Source organism: Leifsonia sp. NPDC056824, from assembly GCF_042789575.1.
Lineage (GTDB): Bacteria > Actinomycetota > Actinomycetes > Actinomycetales > Microbacteriaceae > Leifsonia.
Genome location: NZ_JBHUAV010000004.1, coordinates 159,116 through 172,262, shown reverse-complemented (window position 1 = coordinate 172,262; position 13,147 = coordinate 159,116). Strand labels below are relative to the sequence as shown.

The following is a 13,147-nucleotide window of genomic DNA, read 5'->3' as shown; positions in this document are numbered from 1 at the left end:
GGTTTGACGCACCCGAGCGGCCGTGAAAACATGTCTCCGGTGTCTGTACGGCGCCAGGCACTCCGCATGAACGTCCGGTGAACTCGCCGGCCGTCCGTCGACACACGAGAAAGAAGCCGGTGGATCTCACCCTCATCATCGTGCTGGTCATCGCGCTGGCCCTGTTCTTCGACTTCACCAACGGGTTCCACGACACCGCGAACGCGATGGCGACGCCCATCGCGACCGGCGCCATGCGGCCCAAGGTCGCCGTCGCGCTCGCCGCTGTCCTGAACCTCGTCGGCGCGTTCCTCTCGACGGAGGTCGCCAAGACCATTTCGGGCGGCATCATCAACGAAGGCTCGGGCGGCGTCCTGATCTCGCCGGAGCTGATCTTCGCCGGACTGGTCGGCGCGATCGTCTGGAACATGGTGACCTGGCTCTACGGCCTCCCGTCGTCCTCCAGCCACGCCCTGTTCGGCGGCCTGATCGGCGCGGCGATCGTCGGCGCCGGGTTCGCGTCCGTGAACTTCCCGGTGGTCGTGCAGAAGGTGGTCCTGCCCGCGGTCATCGCGCCGTTCACCGCCGGCGTGGTCGCCTGGGCGGCGACCAAGCTCGCGTACTGGATCACCCGGCGCTACGACGGTCGTCCCGACGGCCGCGGCGGCTTCCGCTACGGCCAGATCTTCTCCTCGTCGCTGGTCGCCCTGTCGCACGGCACCAACGACGCGCAGAAGACGATGGGCGTCATCACCCTGCTGCTGATCTCGGCCAACCTGCTGCCTGCCGGGAGCGTACCGCCGCTCTGGGTCGTCGTCGCGTGCGCGCTCGCCATCGCGGTCGGCACCTACTCGGGCGGCTGGCGCATCATCCGCACGCTCGGCCGCGGCCTCACCGAGGTGAAGCCCGCGCAGGGCTTCGCCGCCGAGACGAGCACGGCCGCGACCATCCTCGCCTCCAGCCACCTCGGCTTCGCGCTTTCGACCACCCAGGTCGCCTCCGGCTCGGTGATCGGCTCCGGCCTCGGCCGGCGCGGCGCGTCGGTGCGCTGGGGCACGGCCGGCCGGATCGCCGTCGGCTGGGTGCTGACCCTCCCGGCCGCCGGAGTCGTCGGCGCCCTCGCCGCGTTCGTCGGCCTGCTCGGCCCGGTCGGCATCCTGATCGACACGGTGATCGCCGTCGTGGTGATCGCGTTCATCTTCTGGCGCTCGCGCCGCAACCAGGTCTCCAGCGCCGACGCGGTGGAGCCCGGCCCCGTGCAGGGCCAGAGCGACGTCGCCGAGTCCGGCCGGGTCGTGAAGATCCGGAAGGTCAAGCCGCTCAAGCGCGAGCGCACCGGAAGGAACCCCGCATGAGCGCCGTCCTTCAGTTCCTCACCGTGTTCGTCGCGTCGCTGGTCGGCGCGTGCGTGGTCGTCGGCTTCTACGCCCTGGGCACGCGGCTGCTCGCCGTGGCCGGGCGCGGGCTGTTCGTGGAGCCCGCGGAGTTCACCGACGCCATCACCGTGATCACCCCGGAGCAGGCCGCCAAGGCCCAGCGGAAGGCCGCGAAGGCCCAGCGCAAGAGCCCGCCGGTGAGCGAGGGCCGCAAGCGCGCCGCGCTGGCCGGCGCCTACGCGTGCTTCGTGCTCTGCGCGCTGGCCGTGCTGTACGGGCTGTACCTGATCATCCCGTACTTCCACGGCTGAGCTACATCCACGAGATCAGAATCCCCAGAACCAATCGTCGTCGGTTACGGCGTCGGCAGCCGGGGACGGCGTCGGCTCGCTCGGCGTGGGCTGCAGAGACTTCCATCTCTCCTCGACGCGCTTTTCAGCCCAGGTGTCGATGGAGGGGTGGGTGGAGCACTCGGACGAGACGTCGATGGCCACAACCTGGCTGGTGACGCCGAGTCCGTAGAACACGCCGTCGGATCGCGTAGCGCGGATTGCGACATCCATCTCACCGGTGGGGGATGTCCAATCGACCGTGCGCAGGACCGTGAACCCTTCGCTCTCCCAGTACGCGGTGAGCTTGTCAGCGATCGGATGCGGATCCTTCTCGAACGCATCATGCGTCACCTGGTTGCTCACCTGATGAGCAGTCTTCGACCCGACAGTCCCGCACGGTGGCAGGCTCACTTCCTCCGCAGCAGGGTCCCAGGGCCTCCCATTCTGGATCGGACCGCGAAACCACCCCTCTATGTCACCGGTGGCGGCGATCGCGGCGTTGGTGAGGTCCGCCCACTGCGTCAGCAGTTCGTGGATCGTCTTCTGCGGGGTGCCCGAGCTCTGCGGGGCAGGACCACTCACAGCGGGAACAGACATACACCCTCCTAAAACCGATATCGTCACGGCTGCGACGTCCGCCACAGCGCACATTCTCACTATTCGACCCACGAGGACACCCGAACTCCCGTTCATCGGGTGGTCCTCAGCCCACCGACGACGCTCTCGGATAGGCCGACCGTCGTAAAGCCCGTGTTTCGCAGGGCCTCCGTGTACTTGTCGAGATACCCGAAGCCTTCCGGCGCGATCCCGTTGAGGGGGTTCAGCCCGTCGATGGGCTCGCCCACCGTGCTGTGGCCCTTGGTCTGCTTCAACACCTCCTCGCCGGGCAGAACGGCGCCTTCGGAGGAGAACGACTGCGCACCACCCATCGATTGCGGCTGGTTCAGTACCCCCTTCAGAGGCAGTGCCACCGCCGTACCCAGGTTGGAGAGCGCCTCGGGGTTCGGTTCCGCGCGGCCGCCCATCGCCGAACCGAACGGTGCGAGGAAGTCCAACTCCGCCGCGGTCGTGAAGATCGACGGTCGCCCGCCCGCCTGCTTCACGCGAAGGTCCGACAGCGAGGACACCACATCCGTGTCGATCCCCGCCGACCCGAGCATTGTGAAGGAATCCACCGTGTGCTTGACCCGCGTCAACGCATCCGCAGCCATCGTCGTCCCATAGGAATGCGCCACCACCGACACGTACGGGAACGGCACCGACGGGTGCGCCGTCCGGGTGGCGTGTGTCCCGTCCAACTCGTTCGCGAACCGCCACGACCCGTCCTGCGCCAGCGCCGGAGTGTTCACGCTCACCAGAGCCGGAGTGTCATACCCCAGCCAACCCACCACAGCGTGCGAGCGGCCACGGTCAACGCGGTTTTGCTCCTCGTACAAGTTCACAGCGGCACGCGACCAGCTCTCGGTCGCGTCCGTTGCGTCAGAATTCATCCCGGGCGCCGCCCAGGTCACCGTGTCAGCCGTGTCAAGATCGCCGTACCCGATCGCGACCATGGGCACACGCGCATTCAGGTTGAGACAGACCAGCGAAGCCGACGGGTCCGCGAGAACCTTCTTGAGCGCGTCGAGCACCTTCTGCTGCTCCGGAGTGTGGCCTGGACTGTCCTTGACGGTCAGATAGACGTTCAGATTGCACCGATGCCTCACCGCGTACGGCAACCCCGCCAGGTTCCCCAGGACCCCCGGCGCCGCCGTCTGGAACGCCTCCTTCGCCTCCTCGCCGAGGCCCGACCACCATTTCGCGACCTTGTCCGGCGACGGCGGATGCCGCCAGAACTCCTGCACCAGGTCGGGGTCCTCCGCCACGAGCACCGTCAGCTCCTCCGGAGTCAACCGCTGCAACATGTCCATCAGCGACGCGTTCACGCTCGCCGAGGCAGGGATGCCGGACAGCTTGCCGACGATCGACGCGAAAGCCTTCAGCTCCGGCTGCGGCGTCGGGGCCAGGGCGCCGTGCAACGCGTCGTCCAGCTTCTTGGCGAACGTCCTCTCGGCTGCGGCGTAGTCCTGCTTCGCCCGCTCGGCCCGCCGCTTCGCGTCGTCCAGCCGTTCCTGCGCGTCTCGGATCGTCAAGCGCGCCGTCGCCAGCTTCTCGCTCGCGTCCTGCTCCCGTCGGCGAGCACTCGTCACATCCACATGCGCGGGCGCCGACGAGCCCGGCGGCGGCTTCTCGGGCGAGTTGTAGGCCTTCTCCAGCGCGCGCAACGCCGACAGCAGTGCAGCCTGCTCGGCGCCCAACCCCACCACCGACGCCTCCGCGGTATCCAGGTCCGCCAACGCGTCCTCGGCGTCCTGCAACGCCCGGTCCGCCTCGCCCTGCGTGTACTCGAGCGCCATCGACCACGCCTTCGCCGCTACCGCACCCGCATTGTGCTGCTCGGCCGCCTTCAGCGCCGCGGCCGTCAGCGCACGCAACCGGTCCGAGAACACCTCCGCGGCCAGTCCCGACCACGACGCCGCCCCGAGGTTCGTGTCCAGCACCGTGCGCGCCGCCTTCGACTGCCCCTCCAGCCGGCCGGACCACTTATCCAGGTGGACGACCAATGCCTCCACCAGCTCCCGGTCACCCGGCGTCGGGTCCGTCTCGAACCCGACCGGCGACCAATCCGCCCACCTAGAACCCATAGAACCCGGCCCTGTCTTTCCGCAACGCCTCGGCGTCCTCAGCGTCCCGGCGCTGATAGGAATCCGCCGCCTGGGAGAGCGCGCCTGCCAACCCGGTGACCAGTTCGTCGACCGTCGACTGCCCGCGGACCCAGTACCCCTCGAACCGGCTCACCGCACCTCGCGCCACCGCTGAGCCGAACCCGTCGGACTCGTCCGCCGACGGACGAGAACCGGTCGAGGCCTCCTTCAGTGCTTTCGCACCCGCCGTCAGCTGCGCCGTGTCGACGGCAACCGCTCTGGCCATCTGTCCTCCAAAACTCACACTCTCCACGGGTCAGATGGAGGAGTAGCCGCCGTCGATCAGGATGTTCTCGCCGGTGACCATGCCCGCCTCGTCGGACGCCAGGTAGCCGATCAGCGCGGCGACCTCTTCCGGCTGGGCGAAGCGCCGGGCCGGGATGCGCCCGCGCAGCTCGGCGCCCTTCGCTCCCTTCCAGGCCTCCCTGCCGAGCGGGGTCTCCACCACGGTCGGCGAGACGGCGTTGACGGTGACGCCGTGCGGCGCCCACTCCAGCGACAGCACGCGGGTCATCCCGAGCAGCCCCGCCTTGCTCGCGCAGTAGGCGACGTGCTCGTCCAGGCCGACGACGCTCGCCTGCGACGCCAGGTTGACGATGCGGCCGAAGCCGGCGGGCACCATCCGCGCGCCGACGGCCTGCGCCATCCGGAAGCTCGCCGTGAGGTTGACCGCCAGCGTGCTGTCCCAGTCGGCGGCCGTCGTCGCGAGCGCGGGGGAGAGCCGGGCGATGCCGGCGGAGTTGACCAGGATGTGCGGGGGGCCGGCCTCCGCCTGGATGCGCGCGACGGCGGCCTCCGCTGCTCCCGGTTCGGTCAGGTCGGCGACGACCGGCAGGTGCCCCGCTCCCGGCAGCCCGGCGAGCAGGTCGGCGACCCGCTCGTCCCGGTCGACACCCGCCACCGTGGCGCCGCGCTCGGCGAACCAGCCCGCGACGGCGAGACCGATGCCGCTCGCGGCGCCGGTGACGATCGCAATGCGTCCCTCGAACGCCCCGCTCACCGCTCGAGCTCCCCGATCAGCTCGACCTTGCGCGCCGACGGACTGGAGGTGTCGAACCGGTAGGTCAGCCACTCCTTCACGAGGCGACGGGCCAGCTCGGTGCCGATCACCCGCTGCCCGAGGCAGAGCACCTGGGCGTCGTTGGAGAGCACCGCCCGCTCGACCGAGTAGGAGTCGTGGGCGGTGACGGCGCGGATGCCCGGGATCTTGTTCGCCGCGATGGCCATGCCGAGCCCGGTGCCGCACACCAGCAGCGCGCGGTCGGCCTCACCGGACGCGACCAGCTCGGCGGCGGCCGACGCGACCGCCGGGTAGGCGGTGTGGCCGTCGGCGTCGACCCCGACATCGACGAGCGAGGCGACGAGGGGATGGGCCTCCAGGTCGTCGCGGAGGATCTCCTTGAGCCTGAAGCCGGCGTCATCGCTGCCGATCACGACGCGCAGTGCGGTCATGGTGTCGTCCTTTCGGTCCGGTGCTGGTTCGTCAGGTTGTGGTCGGTCGGGCGCGCCGGCAGCTCGCCCAGCGCGGTCACGATCAGGGCGAGGGAGGTCGCGCCGGCGTCCGGCGTCCCCACGGACTTGTCGGCGAGCGGGCGCGCACGGCCCCGCTTCGGCCGCAGCGCGGCGGTCGCCGCGGCTGCGTCGGACGCGACCAGCGCCGCGTCCCGCCACGCGTCCGCCAGCGGCACGCGGGCGGCGATCCGGGCGGCCAGCGCGTCGCGGAACGGCAGCAGCGCGTCCACGAGCGTCTTGTCGCCGGGCTCCGCGCGGCCGAGGTCGAGGATCGCCGCGGTGAAGGCGGCGATCGCCGTGCTCGCACTGTCGTCGGCGAACGCGGTCGCGGTGTCGTCGAACGTCGCGCCGGCGGCCTCCAGCGCCGCGCCCCAGAGCACGCCGGAGGTGCCCCCGGCCTGCTCGGCCCAGGCACGCCCGCCGGCGGCGAGCACCGCGCCGGCTCCCGCACCGCGCTCGACCGCCCGCTCGATCGCGACCGTGGCCGCCTCGGCGCCGCGCAGCATGCCGCGGCCGTGGTCGCCGTCGCCCGCCACCGCGTCGATCGCCCCGAGCTCGTCCTCCCGCTCGCGCAGCAGCTCGCGTACGAGCCCGGCCGCCGCCGCGACGCGCGCCGCCAGGGCCGTCGAGGCAGGGGAGGGCGGGACGAAGGCCTGGGTGTCGTCCACGACCGCGTCCTCCGCCTCGACGCCGGACGCCAGGGTGGCCGCGAGGGCAGCGGCCTGCTTCCGGTACGCCGGGGCGTACGCGTCCGCCCGCCAGAGCGGCTCCAGCTCGTCGTCCAGCCAGGTGAGCGTCAGCGAGCAGCCGCCCATGTCGAGGCTCGTGACGAGCTCGCCGACCTCGGGCTCGACCACCTCCAGCCCGGCGGCCTCCAGCAACGGGAGCGCCCGCGCCCAGAGCAGGAAAAGCTCCTCGTACTTGGTGGTGCCGAGGCCGTTGAGGATCGCGGCGACCCGCGCAGGGCCGGGGCGCGGGGCGGCCTCCAGCACGCCGGCCACGAGAAGCTCCGCCAGGCCGGTGGCGGTCGGCATCGCGACGTCCCGGATTCCGGGCTCGCCGTGGATGCCGAGGCCGAGCCCGAGCATCCCCGGCTGCACCTGGAAGAGCGGCGCGCGCGCACCGGGCATGGTGCAGCCGGAGAACGCGACGCCGAGCGTGCGCGTCGCGGCGTTGGCCGCCCGGCCCGCGCGCTCCACGGCGTCGAGGTCGAGCCCGGCGGCCGCGGCGGCGCCGAGCGCCTTGAACACCACGAAGTCGCCCGCGATCCCGCGGCGGTCGTCCTCGGCGGGAGTGGACGCCACGTCGTCGGTCACCAGCACGATGCGGGTGTCGATGCCCTCGGCACGCAGCCGGTCGGCGGCGATCCCGAAGTTCATCACGTCGCCGGCATAGTTGCCGAACGCCAGGACGACACCGCGGCCGCGGTGCGCGGCCTTCGCGACGGAGTACACATGCGCCGCGGACGGCGAGGTGAAGATGTTGCCGACGACGGCGCCCGTGGCGAATCCCGGGCCGACGAGCCCCGCGAAGGCCGGGTAGTGGCCGGAGCCGCCGCCGACCACCACGGCGACGGTCGGCTGACCGGCTGCCCGGGCGACCACGCCGCCGGCGACGCGGCGCAGCCGGTCCCCGTAGAGCGCGACGAAGCCATCGAGCTGGTCCTCCGCGAAGTCGGCGGGGACGTCGGCGATGCGGGTCATCGGACGCCCTCCAGCTCCGGCTCGGCCGTCGGCTCGTCCTCGGCGTGCTGATTCACCTTCAGGAAGCCGATCATCACGAACGCGCAGGCGTACAGCGCGACGAACGCCCACACCACGCCGACCGCGCCGGCGAGCGGGAACACCAGGGCGACCACGCCGCTGCCGAGGAAGGTCGCCCCACCGGCCGCGGTCGTGTACATGGCCATCGCGGCGCCCTTCTGCTTCGGGGCGAGCGCCGGCATGATCGCTCCCATCGGGACGAAGCCTGCGAGCATGATGCCGAAGACCGTGCCCGCGATCGTCGCGACGACGAAGCCCCAGTCGCTGCCGGCCGGCACCCAGTGCGGCACGTACCACCACAGCAGGAGGCCGATGGACGAGCCGACGATGCCGAACCAGCGGACCGTCCTGCCCCAGCCCATCCGGTCGCCGATCGCGCCGAACACCGCGTTGAAGGCGATGTTGCCCGCGAAGATCACCACCGTCATGATCAGCCAGCGGCTCTGCCCCCAGCCGAGCTGGTCGGCCATGACCGCAGGCAGGACGATGAACATCCCGAACTCCGGAGCGGTGTTGATCAGGCGGATGAGGAAGCCCATCAGCACCCTCGGATTGCGGGCGGTGAGCACGATCCCCGAGGTCAGCACGCGCGCCGCCGAGTCGGTCGCCGGGGCGAGCCGCCGCTTCCCGTGCGGCTCACGAACGCCGAAGCGGGCGATCGCCCAGCCGACGAGCACGAGCGCCGCCGAGGCGACCATCGTGTACGTCTCGCCACCCGCGCCTCCGCCGAACGCCGGGATCGCGAAGACCGCGAACAGCGAGCCGAGGGTGGGCAGCCCGCCGGTGAACATCACGTAGAACCAGCCGACCGCGGTGCCGTTGCGCTTCTTCGGCACGATCTGGTTGATCCAGACCAGGAACGCGAACGCGAAGAACGGGAAGCCGAAGCCGCGCAGGAAGTAGCTGACGAACAGCAGCGGGACGCTCTCGATCGAGAGCGAGAACAGGAACGCGCCCTCGAACACGATCCACAGGATCATGCCGAGCGTCATCACCCGCCGCGGACCCCACAGGTCGGCGAGCGCGCCGGACAGGTAGGACGCGATCAGGACGGCCAGGCTGTACATGGCGATGATCTGCGCGACGATGGCGAATTTGTCCTCGCCGAGCGCGTGCGTCATGTGCGGGGAGAGGAAGTTGGACTCGACCCCGTTGCCCGTCATGAAGACGAGGACGCCGAGGAACCCCCAGCGCAGGGGATGGGGGATGCCGATCCGGTCGAGGAAGGTCTCGCGGACGGGGGCTGTGGTGGTCATCAGAAACTCCGGTGGTCGTCGGGTCGGCTGCCTCAGGGCAGGATGGTGACCTTGATGGACGCGCCAGCGGTGTCGCCGACCAGGTCTAGTGCGCTCTGGAACCCGTCGAGCGGGAACTGGTGCGTGCAGATCTCGTCCATCGGCAGCACGCGGGACTCGAGTAGCTTGATCGCGGCGGGCCAGCAGCCAGGCCCCAGATGGGCGCCCCGCACGTCGAGCTCCTTGTCGTCGCTGATGATCGACCAGTCGACCGTCACGTCGGAGCCGAAGACCGAGTACTCCACGTAGGTGCCGAGCTTGCGCAGGAGGTTGAGGCCCTGGCCGACCGCCGAGGGGTGGCCGGTCGCCTCGATGTAGACGTCGGCGCCGTAGCCGCCGGTGAGCTCCTTGACGCGGGCCACGGCGTCCTCCGTCGTGATGTTGATCGTGAGGTCCGCGCCGCACTTGCGGGCGAGCTCCAGCTTGTCGTCGCTCATGTCGAGCGCGATGACCGTCAGCGGGTTCTTCTGGCGCACGCCGGCGATGGCGCCGAGGCCGATCGGGCCCGCTCCCGCGATCACGACCACGTCGCCGAACTTCACGTCGGCGCGCTCCACCGCGTGCATGGCGCAGGAGAGCGGCTCGGCGTACGCCGCGTGCTGCGGCGCGAGGTCGGCGGACACCGGATGCGTCAGCGCGCGCTCGGGTACGAGCGCGTACTCGGCCATCGCGCCGTCGAACTCCTTGAAGCCGAACATCGCGTGCGGGGCGCACATCCAGTACTGGCCGCGCTCGCAGTACCGGCACTCGCCGCAGGGGACGATCTGCTCGCACGCGACGCGGCCGCCGAGGGCGAGTCCGCGGTGGGCGAGCGCTGCCGGATCGCCCGCGACGACGCGGCCGACGAACTCGTGACCGGGGATGCGGCCCGTCTCCGCCCAGGCCGGCCGGTTCTCGTCGCCCCAGAACTTGGCGGCGCCGTGGTAGCACTTGAGGTCGGACGCGCACACGCCGACGGCCTCCACGCGAAGCAGCAGCTCGCCGGCGCCGGGCCGCGGCACAGGAACGGTCTCGAGTCGGTAGTCCTCCGGGCCGTGGACGACGACGGCCGTCATGGTCTCGGGGAGCGGAGCGCCGGCGTGCGCCTCGGTTGCGGACAGCGTTGTGGACATGGCACTCCTCTGGGATCGACCAGGCTGACATTTTTCAGCTTAGGATAGATCCCAGGGAGTGTGCAATTTCAGATTTAGCACGCCGGGAATGGTGGGCGGCCGGCGTCCGCTGGACGGGGCTAGGCCGTTCCGCGCACCTTCGCGATCGAGTTCATGACGTGGTACACCACGATCGCGGCGATGGCGCCGAGCGCGATCCCGTTGAACGTGAGCTGGCCGAAGTTCAGCGTGAAGTCGCCGATGCCGATGATGAGCGCTGTCGCCGCCGTGAACTGGTTGACCGGCTTGGAGAAGTCGACCTTGTTGTCCAGCCAGATCTTCACGCCGATCACGCCGATGAGGCCGTACAGCGCGGTCGTCACGCCGCCGAGGACTCCGGCGGGGATGGTGTTGATGACCGCGCCGACCTTGGGGGAGAGGCCGAGCAGCACGGCGACGATGCCGGCGACCCAGTACGCGGCCGTCGAGTAGACGCGGGTCGCGGCCATGACGCCGATGTTCTCGCCGTAGGTGGTCGTGCCGGAGCCGCCGAAAAAGCCGGCGATCGTCGTCGCGAGCCCGTCGGCGAACAGCGCGCGCCCGGTGAGCTTGTTGACGGCAGGGTTCGTGAGCTGTGCGACACCCCGGATGTGGCCGACGTTCTCGGCGATCAGCACGAGCACGACCGGGAGGAACGCCGGGAGGATGCCCCAGGTCGACGCCGCGTCGGTGAACGGGTTGGCCGGGAACGTGAACTGCGGGAGGCCGATCCACGCCGCCTTGTCGATCTTGCTGAAGTCGACCTGGCCGGCGAGCGCGGCGAAGACGTAGCCGACGACGACGCCGAGGAAGATCGAGAGCCGCCCGAGCATCCCCTTGAACAGCACCGTGCAGAGGATGACCGCCGCGAGCGTGACGAGCGCCGTGACCGGCGCCTGCATGAAGTTGTTCTTCGCCGCGGGCGCGAGGTTGAACCCGATCAGCGCCACGATCGCTCCGGCGACGATCGGCGGCATCAGCCCGTCGATCCACTTCGTGCCGGTGGCGACCACGATCAGGCCGACGACGGCGAGCAGGAGGCCGGTGACGACGATGCCGAACAGCGCGGACGGCATCCCGTGCGCCTTCGTCGCCGCGACGATCGGCACGATGAACGCGAACGAGGAGCCCAGGTAGCTGGGCAGCTTGTTGCGCGTGATCAGCAGGAACAGCATGGTTCCGACGCCGGAGAACAGCAGCGTGGTGCTCGGCGGGAAGCCGGTGAGCAGCGGCACCAGGAAGGTCGCGCCGAACATCGCGACGACGTGCTGGGCGCCGAGCCCGATCGTCCGCGGCCAGGTCAGCCGCTCGCCGGGGAGCACGACCTCCCGCGCTCCGACCTTCTTTCCGTCGCCGTGCAGCTTCCAGGGCAGAGCCATGCGTGTCCTTATCGTGTCGCGAAGGGAATTAGGCTGGTACGGCGCTGTGACATCGCTTCGAATGCGCCTCGAACCAAACCCCACCGATACTACGGGAGACCACCATTTCCGCTTCGACTTCGACGCCCAAGCCCACCGTCACGGGGCGCCTGGACCGGTTCTTCGAGATCACGTCCCGCGGCACGACGTGGGCCACGGAGATCCGCGGCGGCCTGCTGACCTTCGTCACGATGGCGTACATCGTCATCCTCAACCCGATCATCCTGAGCTCGACGCCCGACGTGTCGGGGCACTCGCTGGGCTTCGACCAGGTCGGGGCCGTCACCGCCCTGAGCGCCGGTGTCATGACCGTGCTGTTCGGCCTGGTCGCCCGGCTGCCGTTCGCGTTCGCGGCCGGCCTCGGCATCAACTCCTTCCTCGCGGTGAACGTCGTCAAGGTGCTCACCTGGCAGGACGCGATGGGCCTCGTCGTCATCAACGGACTGATCATCGTGCTGCTGGCGGCGACGGGCCTGCGCCGCCTGATCTTCAACGCGGTGCCGCCGCAGCTCAAGACGGCGATCACAGTCGGCATCGGCCTCTTCATCGCCTTCATCGGCTTCGTCGACAGCGGCTTCGTGCGCAGCACCAAGTCGGCATCACCGCCCGTGCAGCTCGGGGAGGCCGGGTCCATCGCGACCCTCCCCACCCTGGTGTTCCTGGTCGCCCTGGTGATCATGGGCGTGCTCATGGCGCGCAAGGTGAAGGGCGCGCTGCTCATCGGCATCGTCGCGGCGACGGTCGTCGCCATCGTCATCGAGGCGATCTTCCACCTCGGCTCGTCCGCGAAGAACCCGGACGGCTGGAACCTCTCCGTCCCGCAGCTGCCGACCTCGTTCGTGTCCGTGCCGAACCTCGGCCTCGTCGGGCAGTTCGACCTGTTCGGCTCGTTCACACGCATCGGCGGCCTCGCGGCCATCATGCTCGTCTTCACGCTCGTCTTCACGAACTTCTTCGACGCGATGGGCTCGATGACGGGCCTCGCCCGCAGCGCCGGCCTGGCCAACGAGGACGGCACCTTCCCGCGCCTGCAGTCCGCGCTCATCGTGGAGGGTGTCGGCGCGGTCGTCGGCGGTGGAACGTCCGCGTCCTCCAACACGGTGTTCGTCGAGTCGGCCTCCGGCATCGGCGAGGGCGCGAAGACCGGGTTCGCGAGCGTCATCACCGGTGTGCTGTTCCTGTTGGCCATGTTCTTCACGCCGCTCACGAGCGTCGTCCCGAGCGAGGTCGCCGCAGCGGCGCTGGTCATCGTCGGCGCGCTGATGGTGGTGCAGATCCGCCACATCGACTTCCACGAGTTCTCCAGCACGCTCCCGGTGTTCCTGACGATCATCGTCATGCCGCTGACCTACTCGATCGCGAACGGCATCGGCGTCGGCTTCATCTCGTGGGTGCTGGTGCGCTCGCTGTCCGGCAAGGCGCGCGAGATCAGCCCGCTGCTCTGGATCGTCGCGGCCGGCTTCCTGGTGTACTTCGCGCGCGGCCCGATCGAGGCGCTGCTGCCGCACTGAGCCTGCTGAGCTCCACATCCCGGGTAACCCCTGACCGCAACCGGGGGTTACCCGGATGTGCGCGGGCCGCCCGGATCGCTTGACTGG

12 protein-coding genes are annotated in these 13,147 nt (G+C 70.1%); 3 read left to right on the top strand and 9 right to left on the bottom strand.

Translation table 11 applies throughout. The features are described from left to right. Window positions 1-119 precede the first annotated feature (119 nt). On the top strand, window positions 120-1,334 hold the full coding sequence (locus ACFRFH_RS16090) for an anion permease (RefSeq protein ID WP_382464001.1): 1,215 nt from the start codon (window positions 120-122) through the stop codon (window positions 1,332-1,334). Continuing rightward, window positions 1,331-1,666 (top strand): peptidase, encoded by a 336-nt coding sequence (locus ACFRFH_RS16085; protein ID WP_382464000.1) that lies wholly within the window; start codon window positions 1,331-1,333, stop codon window positions 1,664-1,666. The genes ACFRFH_RS16090 and ACFRFH_RS16085 overlap by 4 nt, the downstream gene beginning before the upstream one ends. Window positions 1,667-1,681: 15 nt before the next feature. On the opposite strand, the gene ACFRFH_RS16080 is transcribed toward ACFRFH_RS16085, so the two are convergent. The 9 genes from ACFRFH_RS16080 to ACFRFH_RS16040 all read right to left on the bottom strand — a co-directional run bounded on the left by ACFRFH_RS16080 (window position 1,682) and on the right by ACFRFH_RS16040 (window position 11,510). Further along, window positions 1,682-2,284: a hypothetical protein gene (locus tag ACFRFH_RS16080; protein WP_382463999.1), complete on the bottom strand. Its 603-nt coding sequence runs from the start codon at window positions 2,282-2,284 to the stop codon at window positions 1,682-1,684. A gap of 92 nt (window positions 2,285-2,376) precedes the next feature. Continuing rightward, window positions 2,377-4,371 (bottom strand): alpha/beta hydrolase, encoded by a 1,995-nt coding sequence (locus ACFRFH_RS16075; RefSeq protein WP_382463998.1) that lies wholly within the window; start codon window positions 4,369-4,371, stop codon window positions 2,377-2,379. Continuing rightward, a complete protein-coding gene (locus tag ACFRFH_RS16070) occupies window positions 4,361-4,657 on the bottom strand; it encodes a hypothetical protein (protein ID WP_382463997.1) in 297 nt (98 codons plus the stop codon). The genes ACFRFH_RS16075 and ACFRFH_RS16070 overlap by 11 nt, the downstream gene beginning before the upstream one ends. Window positions 4,658-4,687: 30 nt before the next feature. After that, window positions 4,688-5,431 (bottom strand): GolD/DthD family dehydrogenase, encoded by a 744-nt coding sequence (locus ACFRFH_RS16065; protein ID WP_382463996.1) that lies wholly within the window; start codon window positions 5,429-5,431, stop codon window positions 4,688-4,690. Further along, the gene (locus ACFRFH_RS16060; protein ID WP_382463995.1) at window positions 5,428-5,883 is read right to left on the bottom strand and encodes a ribose-5-phosphate isomerase; all 456 of its coding nucleotides are present in this window, start codon (window positions 5,881-5,883) and stop codon (window positions 5,428-5,430) included. The genes ACFRFH_RS16065 and ACFRFH_RS16060 overlap by 4 nt, the downstream gene beginning before the upstream one ends. Beyond that, the gene (locus ACFRFH_RS16055) at window positions 5,880-7,646 is read right to left on the bottom strand and encodes a dihydroxyacetone kinase family protein (protein ID WP_382463994.1); all 1,767 of its coding nucleotides are present in this window, start codon (window positions 7,644-7,646) and stop codon (window positions 5,880-5,882) included. Before ACFRFH_RS16055 ends, ACFRFH_RS16060 begins: the two co-directional genes overlap by 4 nt. Continuing rightward, entirely contained in the window at window positions 7,643-8,962 is a 1,320-nt protein-coding gene (locus tag ACFRFH_RS16050; protein ID WP_382463993.1) for an RbtT/DalT/CsbX family MFS transporter, read from the bottom strand. Before ACFRFH_RS16050 ends, ACFRFH_RS16055 begins: the two co-directional genes overlap by 4 nt. Before the next feature lie 32 nt (window positions 8,963-8,994). Continuing rightward, on the bottom strand, window positions 8,995-10,113 hold the full coding sequence (locus tag ACFRFH_RS16045) for a zinc-binding dehydrogenase (RefSeq protein WP_382463992.1): 1,119 nt from the start codon (window positions 10,111-10,113) through the stop codon (window positions 8,995-8,997). A 119-nt stretch (window positions 10,114-10,232) separates the two neighbouring features. After that, window positions 10,233-11,510: a uracil-xanthine permease family protein gene (locus ACFRFH_RS16040; protein WP_382463991.1), complete on the bottom strand. Its 1,278-nt coding sequence runs from the start codon at window positions 11,508-11,510 to the stop codon at window positions 10,233-10,235. Between the two features lie 149 nt (window positions 11,511-11,659). Between ACFRFH_RS16040 and ACFRFH_RS16035 the strand changes: the two genes are divergently transcribed. Continuing rightward, window positions 11,660-13,060, top strand: coding sequence for an NCS2 family permease (locus ACFRFH_RS16035; protein WP_382464175.1), 1,401 nt, complete (start codon window positions 11,660-11,662; stop codon window positions 13,058-13,060). The last annotated feature ends 87 nt before the right edge of the window (window positions 13,061-13,147 follow it).

Bases quoted from the DNA above. Each gene is read 5' to 3' on its own strand.
- ACFRFH_RS16085 (WP_382464000.1), top strand. From the start codon at position 1,331: ATGAGCGCCGTCCTTCAGTTCCTCACCGTGTTCGTCGCGTCGCTGGTC.
- ACFRFH_RS16080 (WP_382463999.1), bottom strand. From the start codon at position 2,284: ATGTCTGTTCCCGCTGTGAGTGGTCCTGCCCCGCAGAGCTCGGGCACC.
- ACFRFH_RS16075 (WP_382463998.1), bottom strand. From the start codon at position 4,371: ATGGGTTCTAGGTGGGCGGATTGGTCGCCGGTCGGGTTCGAGACGGAC.
- ACFRFH_RS16070 (WP_382463997.1), bottom strand. From the start codon at position 4,657: ATGGCCAGAGCGGTTGCCGTCGACACGGCGCAGCTGACGGCGGGTGCG.
- ACFRFH_RS16060 (WP_382463995.1), bottom strand. From the start codon at position 5,883: ATGACCGCACTGCGCGTCGTGATCGGCAGCGATGACGCCGGCTTCAGG.
- ACFRFH_RS16055 (WP_382463994.1), bottom strand. From the start codon at position 7,646: ATGACCCGCATCGCCGACGTCCCCGCCGACTTCGCGGAGGACCAGCTC.
- ACFRFH_RS16050 (WP_382463993.1), bottom strand. From the start codon at position 8,962: ATGACCACCACAGCCCCCGTCCGCGAGACCTTCCTCGACCGGATCGGC.
- ACFRFH_RS16045 (WP_382463992.1), bottom strand. From the start codon at position 10,113: ATGTCCACAACGCTGTCCGCAACCGAGGCGCACGCCGGCGCTCCGCTC.
- ACFRFH_RS16040 (WP_382463991.1), bottom strand. From the start codon at position 11,510: ATGGCTCTGCCCTGGAAGCTGCACGGCGACGGAAAGAAGGTCGGAGCG.